This window comes from Bradyrhizobium sp. Mp27 (genome assembly GCF_029953005.1).
In the GTDB taxonomy this organism is placed as follows: domain Bacteria; phylum Pseudomonadota; class Alphaproteobacteria; order Rhizobiales; family Xanthobacteraceae; genus Bradyrhizobium; species Bradyrhizobium barranii.
Window position 1 is genome coordinate 1 of sequence record NZ_JASAUS010000148.1, and the last position, 18,521, is coordinate 18,521.

The window sequence follows — 18,521 nt, forward strand, 5'->3', positions numbered from 1 at the left end:
TCCGTCGTTGCCGCCTCCATACCCCCCGCCAACGATTTGCAAACACGTTGATCAACAGACTGCAATCCCCACGCCAAACCTTTGCGAGTGGGACGCGAACGTCGCTTACTGTTCATCCGTGATTGAGCGTTGTTTAGCTTCCGTCTGCGGCCCGCCCGAAGCGAAGACGAAGGCGTGCTCCTTCTGTAAAACGCAGCGGCACTTTAGGGCCGTTGTTGTCGAAGCCGCGCCTTAGCCGAACGCATTCGGCCGCGGCTTCGTTCTCTTCGCCCCTGGAACGTTGCGGCAATGACAGCCCGCGGGCCAGAAAATCGTCGCCCGGAGAAGAACTTCCACGGCTATCGGACGTAAAGAGCGGCGGTGAGATCGATCACGCGGGTTTGCGACTTTCACGAAGCCATAAGCGCTTGCGAGTTGTCTTCAATCAGGATCAACCGGCCCGGATCGTTCAAATCGAATTCTATAACGCGTGGGGCGAAAAGACGCGCATAGCGCGTAAAAGCGCTCGTTGGCGGAAAACGGATCACCGTGTCGCAGCGGGCAAGGAGATACATCTCGGTGAGGGCAGAAAAGCCGCCTTCAGCTCCGAGGGCGGGATGGTGCAATGGGCCCGCTTGAGGCGCCTGGAACTGCTTTGGAATCGCGAAGACATCGGGAAATTTAACCGAAACCTGCTCGAGGACGAGCGCACTGTCCGTGCACAGGAACGCCCTCACAGGTTTTGCGTGGGATAAACTCCTGGCCTCATCAATGGCATTGTAGATCTGCCGCAAGGCGCGCTCCGTGTCCGCCCAGTAAGGGGCATGCCCCATAATATCTTCGCCATTGCCATGCCGGACATGAATGCCGATTACGCTGTACGGCTCAAAGTGCTCGCGGTAGATAGCATCAATCCGGGCCTGAATTTCAGGCCGCGGCTTAATACTCCGGAAGATTTCTCGTTCCGCTTCCTGATCGCAGCGCCACATCAGGCAGGCATCACACACAACCGTGTTAGCGTCACTATCTCTCTGACTTTGGAACAGTTGATCGAGTTGATCGCGTTCCCTGAAAATCTGCTCGTCCGGTCGATAGATGCAATCGAAAGATGGCTTGTTCCACCATGTTGGAAAGAATGGTCCTGGAAACGAACGCGTATTGATGTCGTCATCGCAAATTACTCGCACTCCGCCAATGTCTTCAACCGGTTCGAAGAAGACTGGAAAGGCATTGGTGAATGGTTCATCAAGATAACAAGATCCCCGCCAATCAATGGCTAGCGTCCGTCCTGTCTGCTTTGCAAATCGCCAGGCTGCCGCGAGTGACCACAGACAGTCGCCAAACCCCGTACGTCGCCGGGACACTACGAACCGATCATTGCTCGAACCGCTAACCATCTGCCTTGCCTTTTCGCGCGCTCCTGGTTGGACAAGAGACGTCAGTACAGACGTCTCGCGTATCTTCTCGCCCGGCGTCACGGCCTGAAATCGCGGTGCCGGCGAGCTGCATCGGTAGAACTTCATAGCAGGGCTATCCGTGACGGGCCGCGTTCTCTCAATACGATCGTCCTTTCTTCAACGGTGTTGCATCGACCTGCCCGAAGCCCGATGCCCGATGCCCCGCTCTGCATCGGATGGCCTGGTCCCCTCACATGCACGCATGGGCGTGGCCATGCGCATGAGTCATGGCTATGTTCCGCTTTGTACATTATCGTGACCGCAAGCCGCGTGCAGCGGATGCAGGCGAACGCCCCGAAGCTCCCATACGAGCCGCAATTCCTTCACAAGATCTTCACGCTTGGCCTGGTCCAGCAGGGCTGTGTCGAAAAGCGACCCGAGCGACGCCTCGCCCTCGATTCGCATCAAGATCTCGAAAAGCTCAGGTGAGATACGCATACTAGAGTGGGCGGAATGTCCCATGCGGATCTCGCAGACCGTTTCCTGCCGATCTGGCGCTATGTGGGAGCGAACACGATGAAGGGATGCGTACGGCGGCAATGACGCAGCCAGCGCACTCCAATCCTGCAGTGATGCTGGCCGCTTCCTGACGAGGAACGGCCCAACAACAAGTCCGTCCAGATCAGTCGTCAAAAACGTGGTGATCGCATCTGACACGGACTGCACGATCGGCTCGGCATTGTTGTTAAATGAGGTATTTAGAAGAATCGGAAGGCTCGTTCGCTTCTTGAACGCATTAATGACGTCCCAGTAGGCGGGGTTTGTCTTGCGCGATACGGTCTGCAGCCGAGCCGTCCCATCAACGTGCGTGATCGCACCGAGCACGTTACCCTTGGCTTCACGCACGCGAACTACGAAGTTCATGAAGGGGAGCTGCCGCGTGCCGTCGGGGAGCTCAAAGAACTCGCTCGCATCCTCCTCTAATGCAGATGGCGCAAAGGGGCGATAGCTCTCGCGCTTCTTGACCACCGCGTTGATGCGATCCTTGTTTTCCGCAGGCCGCGGGTCCGCTAGAATGCTGCGGTTACCAAGCGCACGTGGGCCGAACTCAGAGCGCCCCTGAACCCAGCCGATTACAGCGCCATTTGCCATCCAGTCCGCCGCACTGGATGCTATGTCATCACTTCGTTGAATGTCGAGGTGGCCTGACCATGCGTTGAGCTCAAGCTCTGTGGCTTGCTCGTTCCCAAGATCGGGCCCCCAATAAACGTCCGGCAGTCGCTCGCGCGGCGCTGGCCTGCCTAGCTCGCTTGATACCATTAATGCAGCGCCGAGTGCGCAACCGGCGTCGTGCGCCGCGGGTTGAACAAAGATGTCGTCAAATAGCCCGGAATAAAGCAGCTTACCGTTCAGCGTGCAATTATGGGCCACCCCGCCAGCTAGGCACAGGCGTGTCATGCCCGTCGCTTTACGATGGTGCCGCAGGGTGTGAAACACGATCCGCTCCAGCGCTTCCTGCAGCGACGCGCTGACATCTCGATGCTGTTGGGTGAATGGCATTCCCTTTCGCCGAACCTGGATGTTGCGCAAAAGGGCTGGTCCGATTCGATCCAGGTGAACGCGATAGCCACCGCTGTCCAACAACTCGTAGAACTGCGCGAAGAGCTCGCGATAGCGATCGGGATCACCATACGGTGCAAGCCCCATCACTTTGTATTCGTCGAACATCCCGCAGCCGAGATATCGGATCGTCTCGAGATAGAACAGCCCAAGAGAGTTGTGTTCCGGGACACTTACAAGCTGCGCAATTACGGTCCCGGACCCTACCGCCATTAAGCCTGAGAGAAAATCGCCCCCGCCGTCGATCGCAAACACCAGACTTTGCTCGAACCCGGACATGGCAAACGCGCTCACGGCATGTACTTCGTGGTGATTCACGAAGGAAACCCGGACGGATCGATCTCGGCCCCGAATTCCCGTGCCAACAGCTGCCGCAGCAACAGTTTGGGGTCCAACGGAACGGGCTGAGAAACAGGAAAGGCGCTCGAGCATGGCTTTGCAGTAAGCTTCAGTCGCGTAGAACGCGATACGGTCGATGTCGCCGAGCTCGACTCCTGCGGTAGAAAGGCAGTATCGGATCGAATTGCTGGGGAACTTGTTGGAGTGCTTGACGCGGTTGAGGCGCTCCTCTTCGACAGCAGCAATTACGCGGCCGTCCTGCACAAGTACCGCAGCGCCATCGTGAAGAAATGTATTCGGCAGCTCCGGAGAGCTTTCATAGATTCTGTCAAGGCCGCCACTCAGTCCTATGCTCAACATCCCGTTCTCCATGGAAGGCCATGCCGTCCCACCGATCTAATCTGTACAGTCACGCGCAGCCGGTGCGCGTGCCAGGCAGCACAACACGACTTTGCAAGGTCCGATCGGCCGAACAGGCGGCCGTAGAGCTGGCTCGATCGCGGCTTCTCAAGGCCGTTTCACAAGCTGCTCTGACAGACCAGGTCACTCGCGAGCTACCGCGGAACGCATCATGACACTGCATCGCTTTGACTTTCTCCGTTTCGCTGAACTCACGTCAACGCAGCAGGCGGCGCCGAAATAACGCGATCGACGCGAAAAAGGGCAAGACCGCGTAAACGCAGAGCGCGCCTACGTGTAGGGCGGCATTGTCGGCGCCGCGCTCAAGCATCACTGGGCGAATAAGGTCGACCGAATGTGCCAGCGGCAACAAGCCGGCAAAGTGCTGAAATGAGTCGGGCATTTGGCTCGTCGGAAAGACCGCGCCACACAAGAACACCATGGGCGTAAGGACGAGCGACTGGTAAAACACGAAGTAATCGTAAGTTGGCGCAAGAGATATGACGACCATTGCCAGGCTGGCGAAGACAAGGCCCGTAAGGGCGATTGTCGGTATCGCACAAAGAACCGACGTCCAGGATGCATAACCCAGGGTGGCAGCGACAATCCCGATTGCTGTCCCGGCTAGAACGGACTTACTGGCCGCCCACACCAACTCACCTAGAACGATATCGCCAAGCGTGAGCTGTGTGAACAAAATTCCCTCCCAGGTGCGCTTGACATCCATCCGAGCAAAGGCTGCGTACAGAGTTTCAAAGGTCGCGGATGTCATAGCGCTAATCGCGACCATACCCGCCGCCAAAAACGCAATGTACGAAGTCCCCTCAACCCGTCCCACAATGAGTCCGAGCCCAAAGCCAAGGCCAAACAGATTGGTTATGGGATCTGCGAGGTTGCCGAGAAGCGATGCAAGCGCGACTTTCCTCCATGCCAAGTAATTTCGACGCCATACCGCGGTCCAATTGTACGCATTAGCCGGCATGACCGACGCATAACCATCATCCATCGCTCATTTCTCCATCTCGCGCCCGGTCAACCGCAAAAACACGTCTTCGAGATTCGGGGGGCGCTGCAGAACGCGAAGGTCCGTTCGCCCGCGCAGGTGCACGCTGATTTCGTCCGGACATCGCGCGTAACAAAAAAGCGTCTCTCCACTCACTTCGATATGCCGCGCATACGGCCTGATCAGCTCCCGGAGTTGATCTAGATCACCGCCATAGATCTCGATCACGTTGCAGCCGATATGCTCGTCGATCAAGGCGTCTGGCTTGCCTTCGGCGATTTTGCATCCACTCTCAAGCACGCATAGCCGATCGCAAAGGCGTTCGGCCTCTTCCATGAAGTGAGTGGTCAAGAGGATCGTCTTGCCGCGCGCAAGAAGAGCCCGCAGGCGTTCCCAGATCAGGTGGCGAGCATGCGGATCGAGCCCCGTCGTCGGCTCGTCCATCACGAGTAGATGTGGATCATTGATCAGAGCGCGCGCCAGCGTCAGCCGCCGCTTCATACCACCGGACAAAAGGGAGACGCGCACGTCCGCCTTGCTTTCAAGCCGCGCAAACTCAAGCAACGAGGGCACAACCGCTTCGATCGTGCGAGCGCTCATGCCGAAATAGCGGCCAAACACAAGCAGGTTCTCCCGCACGGTGAACTCGGGCTCAAGGTTATCGAACTGCGGCACCACGCCTACGCGCACGCGCGCCGCACGAGCGCGGGAAGGCACAGGCTCATCGAGGACCGTAATCTTGCCTCGATCGGGGGAAATCATGCCGAGGAGCATGCGTGCAATCGTACTTTTGCCAGCTCCATTTGGCCCAAGCAGCCCGAAGCACTCTCCGCGCGCAACCGAGAACGACAGGTCATTGACGATAACCTTGTCCCCGAATGACTTTCTCACGCCGACAAGGTCGATCGCCATATTGGACATGTTCATCTTAGGCTGACAGAAGTCGTTCCGTAGGCGATGACTTCTTGATGACCGTTTTGCTCCAGAGCATGCCCTCGCACCACACATGCTCGACGCGCCCCCATTGGCATGCCGCCGCAGCATCGGGAAAGACTCCCCGTCCATGGAGGTTGGCGCTCGTGGTGCAGAGCAGCGGAATGCCGGTGAGTTGCTCAAATTCGATGAGAAGCGCAGCAATTTTGTGAGGAGAGTTGCGGGAAATTGTCTGCAGCCGCGCCGAGCCGTCGAGATGTACCACTGCCGGGATCTTGTCGCGCCAATTCGCCCGGGTTTGGTGATCGAATAGCATGTAAGGATCTGGCGTACCCGGGCTGAAGATCTCCGGCGCACGATCTTCCAGACAGATCGGCACCACCGGCCGGAAGTGTTCGCGCCGTTTGATGTCGTTGAGATGATCCTTCATCTCCGGGGACGTTGGGGCCGCAAGAATGCTTCTACCGCCCAACGCCCGCGGCCCGAGCCCGGCACACCCGGAAAGAAAGATGACGGGCTTGTTGTCAGCAAGAATCGAGGCAAGTTCAGGCAGACTGCACGGCGCCGCCTCCCAGTCCGGCGGAACCTCGCTCTCCTGCAGGGCGGGGCCACTGTAAACTGACCATTCCAACGGCTCGAAGCCATCTTGCGCTGCCATAGCGCCGCACGCCGCGCCGATTGCCGAGCCACTGTCATTTGGAAACGGCGGCACCCAGACATCATCGAATAATCCGGTCGCGCGAAGCGCGCTGTTCCATTTGATGTTGAGACCGCAACCTCCGGCGATGCATAGATTTCGCGCTCCCGGAAGCGACGAGTGCCGTAGCAGAACCATCGCGATCTCCTTAACGAGAAGACGTTCCAGAAACACATGAAACGACGCGAGGACGTCCTCCGCGCGCTTGGCCTTCAGGCGCAATGCGCTTGACTCGAAGAAGTCGTGAATAACTGCGAGAGACGCTTCCGCATTGTTGATGTTTTCGCGGTAGCGACGAGCCTGCTCCGTGTCAGCCGCTGAGCGCGTTTCATAAAGCTCCTGGAACACTTCCACGATGCTTTCGTCCACGGAACCAAGCTCGATGTAGGCCATCAGCTTGCCAGCAATGCCCAAATCCCAACTGGAGCGGTTCGACTGCCGGTATGGGCCGAAGTGAAGGCCCGCGGCGGCATAGGCATGGCCAATCATCGGAAACAGCGATCCGATGAGCCGCGCGCCCTGGGGCTCGACATAGTAAAGGCGTGGAAAGATACAGCCGTCCCATACCAGACACAACGCGGGTTTCCCCGCGCTGGCGAAAGGACTGGTGCTATATGCTGAGGCGACATGGCCCGTGACATGCGGGTAGCTCTTATATGGAAACTCCTCGCCTCCGAGGAGGAGGCCATAGCCGTCGACGGAATCAAGGAGGCCCTCAGCATGACGCTCGACATATGGCGCGCCTTTTAGCGCGACCGGCACCGCTCCGCTTAGGAGCTGGAACTGCGATTCATTCTCCCCGTCCCAGCCATCAATCACGAACTGATCGATGTCGCGCGGATTCAGGCCATGCTCCGCCAAGGCGAAGACGACTGCATCGAGATTGTCGACGGACTGATAGCGAGGACCATTGCCGCGCTTCTCTTGCTCGACGCAAAAAAGACGCCGACCGTCCTCAACGACAGCAATTGCTCCGTCATGTGTCAACTTTATTCCGCAGATGCGCATACGTCCTCCTGGCCTAATGACCGGCGTTTGATTGTGCCGACGCGCCGCCCGGCTTCAGAAACCGGACGATCAAGCAGTCTTCGCTCGCCGACCCGGTGCAGCAGTGCCGGCGCTCGATCTCTGATAGGCTCTCATTGAAGAGAGCGATCACCGTCTCAGCACCGGCAGCATGCCCCCAGCGTTGACATATTTCATCACGCGCAGACCCGAAAATGAGAGTCTCATCTGGCGCAAGCATACTCACCAGGTTGCGGATAGCCGCATGCATCTCGACGACGTCCCTGAGGTAGTAAAGAACCTCAGCCACGACAATCAAATCGAATTGCTCAGTGGTCGAGAACCGCTGAATGTCGCAGGTCACCCAACTAATATGTGACCATTTCTCGGTCCGCAGTCGCGTTCGCTCGATTGCCTGCGGCATGACATCCACGACCGTAAGTAGCTCGCATAGCGGCGCCAGCATCTCCGTGAATGCACCGGCTGCACATCCTACTTCGAGCGCAGACGCCGCATCTCCGTCGCGGCGCGACATCCGGAGCATTTGCGCGTATCGCTGCTGCTCGAACGCACTAGTGTCGAGGCGCCACGGGTCGTCGACAGCCAACTCTCGCTCTAATAACTGATGGTTTTCGTCCTGAGTCATCAGCCGACCACTTATTTGTAGACAGTCGAACGATCGCGACCGGAAACACTCTCCGTCGCCGCCAGGCTCGATGGAGGCTGCGATAACGCCGCCTTACGAATAGGAGCAGGCGCCCCCCTACACCAGCAGGACTTCGTCCGGCATTCGGGTGCAGGATGACAGGCTGTTTCCCCTCTTCCGTCGGCATATCGGTGACTTTCCGAGATAGCCAATCGCTATTGCTCAATGTACAAAGCGCATAGGCCTTCAAAGGCAGTAAGAGACAGATATTGATCGGCGTGTGGAGCGAGAAGCCGATAAACCGCAGCTCGCGGGCACGAAGCGCTGCCACACAGCACCGGACCGTAGTCATTGCAGCAATCGTCAATCCCGTCCACCAGGGTATAGAGCCATCGATCAGGAGCTGTGCGAGCGCAGCAAGTGATGAAATGGCGAGGAGCAATGGGCCGAGATTTTGCCCGATAACGTCTAGCGTCAAATAACCATCGAGCTCTGGCAGCAGGCGCCAAGCAAGAAACGTATCTCGAAAGGTACTTCGCGCCCAGCGGAGTTGCTGTCGTAGATATGGCCGAAGACTGTGCGGGACGACTGTGGCTGCTATGGCGTCCGGAACGTATTCGGTTCGAAACCCCGCCTTGAGCATGAGTATCGTTAGGTGGCGGTCCTCGCCGAAATCGCTCGGCTTCCCACGAAAGAATTGGGCTTCATATTGATCAAGAAGCAAGGCGAGCGCGGAACGCCGATACATGGCACATGGGCCGCAGCAACACATGACGGCACCGAAGCGCGCCTGTGCCGCGCGCTCTTCGTTGCACGCGAGCCAATATTCCATGTCGATCAGCCTGGTCAGCCAGGTCTGGTTGCGATTGCTCGCGATCAGCTGACCCATGGCCGCACCGATTCCCGGGTCATGCATCTTCAATACAAGCTTCGTGACGACGTCGGCAGCAAGTATCGTATCGGAATCGACGTTGAGAACCAGATCACCGGATGAGCTGCGTATCGCTGCGATCTGCGCCTTGCGCTTTCCCACATTGTTCGCCAACAAGATAAAACTGAATCTCGGATCGCTCGCATATATCCGGTGTACAGGCGCGACAACGTCGCGGTTTGCCGATCCGTCATCGACCACATATACCTGCATCTTTCCGGCGTAGTCTTGACTGGCAATCGACTCCAGACATTCGGCGAGTGTGTTCGGATTCTCGTTGAAGCACGGCACGATCACGTCCACAGCAGGAACGACCACCTCGGCTTGTCCAAGGTTGTCCAGCGATGAGTTGATCGCCGGCTGAGCATAAAGCGCTTGCACGCTCTTATAGATCGTCGATAGGAGCGCATAAGATGAAACGGCGGCAGCACTGGTCGTCGCGAGCAGGTCCATGGGGTGTCGTTTTTTCAGTGGAGTTGAGGGAGTGGACGGATTACAAACCCGCGCCGTTGTAGTGCTGGAATGAGATATGCCAGCGCCGTCCTGGTCTGATCGCGCAGCGTAGAGCCACTGGGCAATCCCTCCTCATCGGGAGGATATCCGTCGTGCAGGAGCACAATTGCACCCGGGCGTACGTTCGCCAGTACGGAATTCACAATTGCATCAACCCCGGGGCGGGACCAATCTCTAGGGTCGACCGACCAGTGCAGAGCCGTGAGACCAGCGCTCGCCGCCACTGCGAGCACATCTCGCGTCCATATGCCGTAAGGCGCTCGCATATGCCTGGGCGAGGCCAGCGGGCACGCCAGACGGATGGCTTCGCTCGCCGTCAGCACCTCGTCGTGTAGCTCCGTAGGTCCGCATCTGGATAGATCAGGATGGGTCATCGTATGGTTCGCAACCTCATGCCCTTCCGCAATCATTCGTCGGATGAGTTCAGGATGCTCCGTCGCGTACGTCCCGATGACGAAGAATGTCGCGGGGACCCGATGTTGCGCCAGGACATCGAGCACCTCTGGCGTACAAAATGGATTTGGCCCATCGTCAAAGGTCAAATGGACAGCTCGACTTCCGCCCGCGTCAGCGTAGTCGCAGCGGACAGTAGATAGGGTGGAACGCTCTGTCACAACTCAGGCCCGTTACGATCGATGACAGTCCCGGCCGGCCATTCGCTTATCGAGCGTCCGACCGGAAACACCACGACGATCACGTCTTCGATGCGCGTCGGCGATAAATTTGGATAGACATCCGGCAAGGTGGAGCGGACGCGAATGCCACGCATCAGGGTGGCGAGCCCCTGCCTTTCGACCAGTCGGGTCAAATGTTTTTCGAGGGCCGAGCGAACCGCGCCAAATCCGAATGGAACGCCGAGCTCCTGGAGTGCGGGATACATCACGCGCATTGCGTGGCCTATCCCGTGCCCCTCGAGATCGGGGCGCACCGCATACAACCCCAGTTCGGCCACAGGGAGATCGACTTCACCAACTTTGATGAAGCGGCGCAGTAGCCCGATGTGAGCCGCTACCCCGCGCGCGTCGTAACCAATTACGCGGAGCTCGGGTCTTGCTCCAGCCCAACTTCGGCTCCGCTCAAACGGCTGCGCATTGAACGCACCCGTCGGTCCGTAACTCTTGCGGAAGAACTCCGCGAGCTCGGCATGATCGGCGAGCTGCAGTTCACTTTCCCAACGAAGGCTCCACTGCACTTGAGCGCGCCCAGAAGATCCTTCCGCAGTCGGGGAGACGGCAATGTTCATGGCGAGCTTCCTTGCGCCGGTGGAATGAAGAGCGGGGATGGTCACGTCAATTCGCTATTCGCCGAACCGCCGATGAATGCTGAGATGCGCCGCCATGCTCTGTCGGAGCTCGGCACTGCTCGCCTACTCCGCGCCGCTGGCCTTTGCGCGACGGAGCGATCGCTTGATTGCACCCTCGTGCGGTTGATGCCGCGCTCACGATAACTCGGAAGCTGCCGACGAGGCGGTTGGGCTAGCCAGAACCTGTCTGCACCAGCGAGCTTTTGTGCCTGCAGTCGCATCGCCCTCCGGCGCTTTGACGTCTGAGGGCCGGCCATCGGCGCGCAAGCCTCATCGATGGCGCATCGGAGCGGCATCAGATCACACTGGCTTTTATACATCTTCGACACGCCCCACATGCACTGGACAGGCGAGCCATTTGGAACGGCGCCTGGAATTCTTGGCATCCGCAACCTGCGTCTGCCTCTATTCTTCGACACTAGAATGAGGCTGAACGCGCCCTCAATTGTACGCGGGTAAACCTGAAATATGGAAACGGATGATATCCGCATACCAACGTTTATCGGGACGCGCTTGGCGTTCGAACGGCCACGCTTAAGGAGAAACAACAACGCGCGCCCATGGTGCGCTCCCACGTCTGAGAGCTCTTCTCTTAGCTCACGTGAACGACCGGAAACCATCGTGGCGCGTCTAATTGCTTTTTCCAAACTTCAGTTTGCTATCCAACCTCCCCCAGTTTGGTAAAATCGATTGTTTCGATAGAACACATCCACACGATGGATAGACTCATCACATGCGGTTCAAGGGACTTGATCTAAATCTTCTCGTTGCGCTCGACGCCGTGATGACGGCGCGCAACCTCACAGCGGCGGCTCGCAAAATCAATCTGAGCCAGCCTGCTATGAGCGCTGCGATCGCACGGCTGCGCACCTATTTCCGCGATGAACTCTTTACTATGAGAGGTCGCGAACTCGTCCCGACACCTGGCGCGGAAGCGCTTGCAGGTCCGGTTCGCGAGGCCCTGCTGCACATCCAACTCTCAATCATATCGCGGGACGCGCTCGACCCTGCTCAATCGAGCCGACGCTTCAGGGTCATTCTCTCAGATTTCATGACGATCGTTTTTTTCCGCAGAATTGTGGACCGCATGGCGCAAGAAGCCCCCGCGGTGCGCTTCGAACTGCTGCCATTTTCTGATGAACCGGATGAGCTGCTGCGGCGGGGCGAGGTCGACTTTCTCATTCTGCCGGAACTTTTCATGTCGAGCGCGCACCCTAAGGCGACGCTGTTCGACGAGAGCCTCGTATGCGTCGGATGCCGCGCGAACAAGCAGCTATCCCGGCAGCTTACGTTCGAACAATACATCTCGATGGGGCACGTTACTGCCAAGTTCGGACGCGCACTGAGACCGAACCTCGAAGAATGGTTTTTGCTTGAGCACGGCCTGAGGAGACGAATTGAGGTCGTCGTGCAGGGCTTTAGCCTGATTCCGCCCCTGTTGCTAGACACGAGCCGTATCGGCACGATGCCCTTACGACTGGCCAGGCACTTCGAAAAGCGGATGCCGTTGCGGATCATCCAACCGCCCCTCCCCCTGCCCACATTCACAGAGGCCCTGCAGTGGCCCTCATTCCACAATACCGACCCCGCGAGCATCTGGATGCGTCGGATATTGCTCGAGGAAGCATCCAACATGGCATCTGGGGACCAGGAGCCTCCAACTCGCAGGCGCTGTTAGGCTTACCTTAAGCTGCGCTCTGAACATCCCCGGCACACTGTAGAACCTTCGACGTGCCCCGTTTTCTTTCGTCTCTCCAGGGTATGGAGGTGAGAAGGAGCCACAGACGCGCAATGCGACGATCGGTCGCGAAGCCTTTTCCAGTTGTGCGCGTGGTGACCTCGAAGGTGCGGTTTGATGCGCTCACGACGCATTCAGGCTACGTCCGGCAACCATCGCAGAAGAATATGCCTCCCGTGCAAATGTTTGGCTCTATCACTAAAATGTCTTGAACCGCACATTGCGTCAGGTTGTAGGTTGCTCTCGTGACAAGCGCTGCACGACCCAGCTGTCGACACCGCGCTTTGGCACGCTGACGAACACTGGGCTGATCTGCCATCAGCGGACTGAACGACCCTGCTGCGTGGCCGGCCGGAACCGGCAAGACCAATTAGCTTGGAGCTCCCGACGCTTTCCCGCCGCTGCCGATCGGCTTTCCGCTTGCTCTCCATTGTTGCGGTCATCTCGCAAGCTTCCTTTCCCGGGCGCAGGAATGAGCCGATGTCCATTGGGGCGGGCCAAGACGATTGCTCCAGGCGCTGGCGCCACCGCACGCTATTGCGCAGCAACGACGTTTGTGCCGGATAGGAAGAGATGCGTTTCAAAGGTCTGGATCTAAATCTTCTGGTCGCGCTGGATGCTCTAATAACTGAGCGCAACCTCTCGTCAGCCGCACGCAAGATCAATCTTAGTCAGCCGGCAATGAGCGCAGCCGTTGCCCGGCTGCGCAAGCATTTCCGTGATGAACTGTTTGGAATGAGGGGGCGCGAACTTGTCTTGAGCTCACGCGCGGAAGGGCTCGCGGCTCCTGTGCGCGAGGCTCTGATGCACATTGAACTCTCGATTATGGCCCGACATCCGTTCGACCCAGCTCGATTGAACCGCCGATTCAGGATCGTCCTTTCTGACTTCGTAACAGTTGTGCTCTTCCGAAATGTCGTAGCACGCGTCACGCGAGAAGCCCCCGCCGTCAGCTTCGAATTGGCTGCGCCGACCGATGAACACGAGCTGCTCCTCCGCCGCGGTGAAGTCGATTTTGTTATCCGGCCAGATTTTTTCATGTCCAGCACGCACCCCAGAGCGGCCCTATTCGAGGAGCGACTCGTCTGCGTAGGCTGCTGCACCAATAGGGAATTACAACCCCGGCTTACATTCGATCGATATATGTCGATGGGTCACGTTGCAGTTAAGCACGGAGGTGCGCCCCGGACGCCAGTTGAGCATTCCTTTTTGACTGATCTCGGACCCACGCGGCGCATCGACATCCTCGTGCAGAGCTTCAGCATGATCCCGCCTCTCATAGTTGGGACGAACCGCATAGGCACGATGCCATTAGGGCTCGTGAGGCATTTCCAAAGAACGATGCCCCTTCGGATCGTTGAGCTTCCGCATCCATTCCCCGCCTTCACCGAGGCGGTCCAATGGCCCTCACTTCACAACAGCGACCCGGGAAGTCTGTGGATGAGGGACATTTTGTTTCAGGAGGCCACCCGCATGGCAACTACACAAGAGCTCCGTGTGACCAGCAGCCCGGAAGACGCGGAGCCCCCGGGACATTTCGTGCGATCCGTCTCACCGTTGCCGTAAGCACATTCGCGAAGTCTACGAACCTCACATTCCAACACTTGTCTCAACACACAATTCCTGCTCGCCTGGCTTGCTCTTATTGCCGGGGGAAAGGATCCTTGCGGCAGGCAAGAGGCGCTTTCGCTCTTCGCACCTCCGCCTCGGGGGCGAGAAACGGCAGACTGCCGACTTGATGCTTTTAGGGACGGGAACGGAACGGGGCCGGCGAGCGACGGAGCAATGCCTTCGCACTGAAGCTAGGCGTTTACGTTGCAACGGCCGCGGCAGGGCGCAGCTCTCTCAAGAAGGTAGGCCAGGCACGGAGCTCTTGCCGTCAACTCCCTGGGTCGGTAGTTGCTCCCGATGAACGGAGATGATCAGCTTATTCGGATTCCTACCACCGTTCATTGTGAGCATAGAGATCGTCGGACTTGCCGTGCCGTCGAAGCTAGCATCGCGAACGCGTGTGGCCTGAACGCATCACACAGCAGCACATCACATCCTCATCGCTTTGCGCCGCAGGTATGACTTCTTTTGGCCCTACCGCAGCCAAACGTCTTGACGACGTGCGCTGCGCTTGACTCAATTTCAAACAAGGAGCTGAACGTTGAAGCTTTGCAGCGGGGTGTTCGATCCAGAAGAGCTATCTGCCCTCGGACGGCTTTATGACGGCGCCGTCGACGCGCTACCTCCGTCGATGCGGAGTCCAGAAAACTGCGCAGCAATCGCCAAACTTATCCTGGAGCGTACGGCGGCTGGCGAGGCTGAACTGGCACGCCTGGCGAACTTGTTGATCACCCTTTCTCCTGAGGGTTGATCAGCCGCCATTCTAAGGATAGTCACCACTCGCGCGCATGAATTAAAGGCGATTCAACTGGAGCTTAGAAATCCGCTTGAATCATACGTGACGTCAGGTTGTAGGCTTTGAAATTGAACAACATGAACAGAGCTACACCAAGACGGCGTCGATGGCGCATTGGCGAACTTGCAGAGGCGACCGGAGTAACGGTGCGCACGCTGCACCATTATGAGCACACTGGACTGCTAGCAGCGACAGAGCGCACTGAGGGCGGTCACCGGATGTATGACCGCGAAAGCGGGCAACGGGTTCATCAGATTCGCGCGCTGCGTGAGCTTGGCTTCTCGCTCGTGGAGATCCGTAAAGCTATGGAGGGGACGACCTCACTCACGGACTTGCTGCGCAAACATCTAGAGCGCATAGAAGTCCAAGTCGCGCGCACAACTCTGTTGCGCGACCGTTTGCGCAACATGACCATCGACAGCGAGGCGCAGGTAAGTGTGGATGAGCTGCCTGCCACCCTGAACGCCATGTCGCGCGCCGAGACGCGGAGTCAGACGTCCCGGTGCACCTGCAATTTAGCTGCGGAGCGAGAGGACCGCTGGCGGCGAATCCGTGATGATCTGCGCGACTGCATGGATGGGGGCGAGCACCCTTGCGGAGAGCGCGCAAAGGCTGTCGCGGTTGCAGCACGCTTGCTGATCAGCGAAATCGCCGGCGACGATTCACGTGTTTCGATGATCCTGAAGGTACTTGCACGATTAAGCGCGCCCCGCAGTCTGGCTGGTTGGGATCCCTGTCTAATGCAATATCTCGATCTTGCCCTTGGCGGATTGGAGGATCAGCCTTACTGACGCATTCATGGCGGGTTCCACACGCCGGTTAGGGCAAGCTAAGAAACGCTAGGTGAACCGGCCGCTCTCCGACGCGGCTTGGAGTTTTACGGAATCAAACGGAAGGATTGTCACCGCCGGTCGATCCGCGTCCCTGACGCCTCCATCGCTCTTCCCAAAAGGGCTTGATCCGCACGTAACGTCAAGTTGTAGATCTTACCGTAGTTGGCGGCTCGCCCGGCCAACGCAGGTTTGCCCAGCAAGCAACGCCTGTCTACAGGCGTGGTTGACTACAACCAGTTGCGGTTCACTTCAGGTGAGCATTGGAAGCTCTACAATGGTAAATAAGCGGCATGCCTCTCTTGCGCCTGCGGCGCTTCTCTTCTGCGCTCTCGTCGCTCCGTCTGCGCGCGGCTCTGAAATAAAGATCGCCGTGGCTGGCCCAATGACCGGAAGCAGCGCTGCATTCGGCGCGCAAATGCGCGATGGTGCGGCTGCGGCGGTCGAGGTCCTGAACGCCTCAGGCCAGCTTCCCGATAATGCCAAAACTATATTGAGCGTCGCTGACGACGCCTGCGACCCTAGGCAAGCTGTCGCAGTCGCGAATAAGCTCACGACAGAGCGGATCCTGTTGGTGGTTGGCCATTTTTGTTCCTCTTCGTCGATCCCGGCCTCCGACATCTACGCGAAGCTGGCATCGTCCAGGTGTTACCAGGCTCGTCAACTCCTCAACTAACAGAGCACGGCCTTGAGACTGTCTTTCGGATCTGCGGCCCGACGACCAACAGGGAGCCGTTGCCGCCGTACATTCACACGAATTATCGCCTCGAGAAAATCGCGGTGCTGGACGACAAGAGGACTGCTGGCAGGGGGATTGTCGACGTGGTTGAAGCCCGGCTTCATCGATTGGGACGGCAGGTGAGCCGGCAAAGCTATGTTGCCGGTGAAAGGGGCTTCAGAGCCTTGCTCTCAAGAATGGAGAAGGACCGGCTGCGCGTCGCCTATATCGGCGGCTACCACACCGAAGTCGGATTGTTGGTACGCCAGGCAGCAGAAGCAAAAGCAGACCTCACGGTCATGGCGAACGATCCGCTGATGACCTCCGAATTCTGGGCCATTACCGGCAGCGCTGGGAATGGCACATTGTTTACCTTCATGCCCAACCCCGCTGGGAACGCCAATGCTGCCAGTGCGGTCGCCGGACTCAAAGCTTCCGGGCTGCCCGGTGAAGGCTACACACTATACGCTTGTGCCGCTGTGCAAGCCTGGGCAGAGGCGGTGAACCGGAGCGGCTCCTTCAATGCTGACCGGGTCGCCAGCGCGCTTCGTTCCCGACCGATCGACCGGTTCGACAAAAGGAGGGACAACTCGGCTTCTGGATTTTTGGTTTATCGCTGGCGCGACGGTCATGTCGAGCGTGTCAAGAAGTACTGATTTTCATGCAACGCAGCATTCCCCACGCGAAGTATCTCGAATGATGAGACGCCCTCAGAACGTTGTCGCAGCAATGCTCGCTAGCGCTTTTATATTCGCTGCTTTTGCAGCGTTTTTCGCGCTCGCTGCGGCGCTCGCAGAGCTACCGAGCGCCGCCCTGCCGAAGGTGCTACGCCCGATGATAGACAAATAGCAGCCCCCTTGTCTGATCCCGTCTGCAGCACTGGCCTCGGAGGCGGCCATTTACCGTTCTGCTAGGTTTGAAGGCATGCCCCTTATGCAGCCAGTGATCGAAGGTTGAGGACTAGGAAAGCGAAGCTAACGATTCTTTATGGACAAGCACGGATTTTGTTGGAGGCGTTCGCCTTCTGTCAGATTCGTGCCCGACCAGCATCTACGCATTCTCTAGCCTGGATTATATCGCGCAATCTCAGATCCACGAATGGAAGAGACAGCGGGACGGCACGAAGCAATCAGGCCCACTACCTAGACTATAGCCGAGTATACGGGTAGCGAGAGCTGGTGGATAGCCGGCGCCGGGATGCATGTCTCTCTTGGCCGCGGGGGCACCAAGGTTTTGGCGTCCAAGTCAACGCTACTCGTTCCGCTACTTCGTGCGCTCTCAAGCATGGCGGGTCATCAGCGGCTCAGCCGCCTGCCCGGGCATTCCCTATGCTTCCTAGCCCGGATAGCAGGAGAACCAATCAACCGGCTCCGATGAAGGCGGTGAGATTGCTCGCCTGCGCTATCAACGAACTGGATGCATCCCATCAACACTTTCTATTTTACTAATTGAAGCCAAACACCGCATAAGTCGATCGCCGGCTTACGGAAGGCAGTGTTCACGAATGTCGCGTGATAATGGATCACTTGGTCGCAGAGCAAATCACGTGCTTCTTGGCTGCTTCGAGCAATGTTTGACGGCAAGACACGTGGGGGCACGAATGCAGTGCGGTGACCAGTCGCAGTTGGCGCGCAATCTACACGACGTTGCCTGCCCCTTTGGGCATGATACTTGATTGCTCTAAGAAGACAGCTATCACGCACACTCGGCGATGGTAAATGCCTCCGCAGCGTAGAACTCGGGCAGGTGAGTTGGCCTTCGCAGGGGTGCGGGCTGGACCTTTCGCTCTGACCAGGCGGGTCGCCTCAACAGTCCGGCGCTGTTGCCGCGGCTCCAAGCAGAGCAGTACAATCAGCTGTGTGGCCCCGAACAGAGTCACCGCTGTTGCCGAACGCACTGGGCGGCTCGAGAATCCATTCAAATCCCGCGCCATCGGCAACGCTTTTCGTTTTTCAGAGCTGGCCCCGCAAATTCGGACAGTAGCTTGAGTGGATTTTCTGCCTGACAGCGGCGAGGATTCTTGCTGCGAATCAGGAGCGAAGATGACGAAGAAGAGCCGCCGG

General features: G+C 58.1%; 13 protein-coding genes and 1 pseudogene. 5 read left to right on the top strand and 9 right to left on the bottom strand.

The window, feature by feature from the left end; all coding sequences use genetic code 11:
• Positions 1-389: 389 nt before the first annotated feature.
• From QJT78_RS41280 to QJT78_RS41320, 9 genes are all read right to left on the bottom strand, one after another.
• A complete protein-coding gene (locus QJT78_RS41280; RefSeq protein WP_011084832.1) occupies positions 390-1,502 on the bottom strand; it encodes a nodulation protein NodZ in 1,113 nt (370 codons plus the stop codon).
• A gap of 165 nt (positions 1,503-1,667) precedes the next feature.
• On the bottom strand, positions 1,668-3,695 hold the full coding sequence (locus QJT78_RS41285; protein ID WP_281460553.1) for a carbamoyltransferase: 2,028 nt from the start codon (positions 3,693-3,695) through the stop codon (positions 1,668-1,670).
• A gap of 256 nt (positions 3,696-3,951) precedes the next feature.
• The gene (locus QJT78_RS41290; RefSeq protein WP_011084828.1) at positions 3,952-4,740 is read right to left on the bottom strand and encodes an ABC transporter permease; all 789 of its coding nucleotides are present in this window, start codon (positions 4,738-4,740) and stop codon (positions 3,952-3,954) included.
• 3 nt (positions 4,741-4,743) lie between these two features.
• Positions 4,744-5,664 carry a nodulation factor ABC transporter ATP-binding protein NodI gene (nodI, locus tag QJT78_RS41295; RefSeq protein ID WP_011084827.1) on the bottom strand — a complete coding sequence of 307 codons (921 nt, stop codon included), beginning with the start codon at positions 5,662-5,664 and terminating at the stop codon, positions 4,744-4,746.
• Position 5,665: 1 nt separating this feature from the next.
• A complete protein-coding gene (gene nodU, locus QJT78_RS41300; protein WP_038943868.1) occupies positions 5,666-7,375 on the bottom strand; it encodes a nodulation protein NodU in 1,710 nt (569 codons plus the stop codon).
• A 13-nt stretch (positions 7,376-7,388) separates the two neighbouring features.
• Positions 7,389-8,018 carry a nodulation methyltransferase NodS gene (nodS, locus tag QJT78_RS41305; protein WP_038943867.1) on the bottom strand — a complete coding sequence of 210 codons (630 nt, stop codon included), beginning with the start codon at positions 8,016-8,018 and terminating at the stop codon, positions 7,389-7,391.
• Complete coding sequence (nodC, locus tag QJT78_RS41310; protein ID WP_011084824.1) at positions 7,945-9,402, bottom strand: chitooligosaccharide synthase NodC; 1,458 nt, start codon at positions 9,400-9,402, stop codon at positions 7,945-7,947. Before nodC ends, nodS begins: the two co-directional genes overlap by 74 nt.
• A gap of 14 nt (positions 9,403-9,416) precedes the next feature.
• The gene (nodB, locus tag QJT78_RS41315; RefSeq protein WP_011084823.1) at positions 9,417-10,076 is read right to left on the bottom strand and encodes a chitooligosaccharide deacetylase NodB; all 660 of its coding nucleotides are present in this window, start codon (positions 10,074-10,076) and stop codon (positions 9,417-9,419) included.
• Positions 10,073-10,705, bottom strand: coding sequence for a NodA family N-acyltransferase (locus tag QJT78_RS41320; RefSeq protein WP_011084822.1), 633 nt, complete (start codon positions 10,703-10,705; stop codon positions 10,073-10,075). The genes nodB and QJT78_RS41320 overlap by 4 nt, the downstream gene beginning before the upstream one ends.
• Positions 10,706-11,498: 793 nt before the next feature.
• Here QJT78_RS41320 and nodD1 point away from each other — a divergent pair.
• The 5 genes and pseudogenes from nodD1 (at position 11,499) to QJT78_RS41345 (ending at position 17,114) form a co-directional block, all read left to right on the top strand.
• Positions 11,499-12,443 (top strand): transcriptional regulator NodD1, encoded by a 945-nt coding sequence (gene nodD1, locus QJT78_RS41325; protein WP_018646994.1) that lies wholly within the window; start codon positions 11,499-11,501, stop codon positions 12,441-12,443.
• A 633-nt stretch (positions 12,444-13,076) separates the two neighbouring features.
• Positions 13,077-14,069, top strand: coding sequence for a transcriptional regulator NodD2 (gene nodD2 / locus QJT78_RS41330; RefSeq protein WP_011084818.1), 993 nt, complete (start codon positions 13,077-13,079; stop codon positions 14,067-14,069).
• Positions 14,070-14,655: 586 nt separating this feature from the next.
• Positions 14,656-14,865, top strand: a complete 210-nt coding sequence (locus QJT78_RS41335) for a hypothetical protein (RefSeq protein ID WP_014497819.1) — start codon at positions 14,656-14,658, stop codon at positions 14,863-14,865.
• 122 nt (positions 14,866-14,987) lie between these two features.
• Complete coding sequence (locus tag QJT78_RS41340) at positions 14,988-15,701, top strand: MerR family transcriptional regulator (RefSeq protein WP_026312621.1); 714 nt, start codon at positions 14,988-14,990, stop codon at positions 15,699-15,701.
• A gap of 457 nt (positions 15,702-16,158) precedes the next feature.
• Positions 16,159-17,114, top strand: a pseudogene (locus QJT78_RS41345) (branched-chain amino acid ABC transporter substrate-binding protein).
• Positions 17,115-18,521: the final 1,407 nt, after the last annotated feature.

Bases quoted from the DNA above. Each gene is read 5' to 3' on its own strand.
- nodD2 (WP_011084818.1), top strand. From the start codon at position 13,077: ATGCGTTTCAAAGGTCTGGATCTAAATCTTCTGGTCGCGCTGGATGCT.
- nodI (WP_011084827.1), bottom strand. From the start codon at position 5,664: ATGAACATGTCCAATATGGCGATCGACCTTGTCGGCGTGAGAAAGTCA.
- nodD1 (WP_018646994.1), top strand. From the start codon at position 11,499: ATGCGGTTCAAGGGACTTGATCTAAATCTTCTCGTTGCGCTCGACGCC.
- QJT78_RS41280 (WP_011084832.1), bottom strand. From the start codon at position 1,502: ATGAAGTTCTACCGATGCAGCTCGCCGGCACCGCGATTTCAGGCCGTG.
- QJT78_RS41285 (WP_281460553.1), bottom strand. From the start codon at position 3,695: ATGTTGAGCATAGGACTGAGTGGCGGCCTTGACAGAATCTATGAAAGC.
- QJT78_RS41340 (WP_026312621.1), top strand. From the start codon at position 14,988: ATGAACAGAGCTACACCAAGACGGCGTCGATGGCGCATTGGCGAACTT.
- QJT78_RS41320 (WP_011084822.1), bottom strand. From the start codon at position 10,705: ATGAACATTGCCGTCTCCCCGACTGCGGAAGGATCTTCTGGGCGCGCT.
- nodC (WP_011084824.1), bottom strand. From the start codon at position 9,402: ATGGACCTGCTCGCGACGACCAGTGCTGCCGCCGTTTCATCTTATGCG.
- QJT78_RS41290 (WP_011084828.1), bottom strand. From the start codon at position 4,740: ATGGATGATGGTTATGCGTCGGTCATGCCGGCTAATGCGTACAATTGG.
- nodU (WP_038943868.1), bottom strand. From the start codon at position 7,375: ATGCGCATCTGCGGAATAAAGTTGACACATGACGGAGCAATTGCTGTC.
- nodS (WP_038943867.1), bottom strand. From the start codon at position 8,018: ATGACTCAGGACGAAAACCATCAGTTATTAGAGCGAGAGTTGGCTGTC.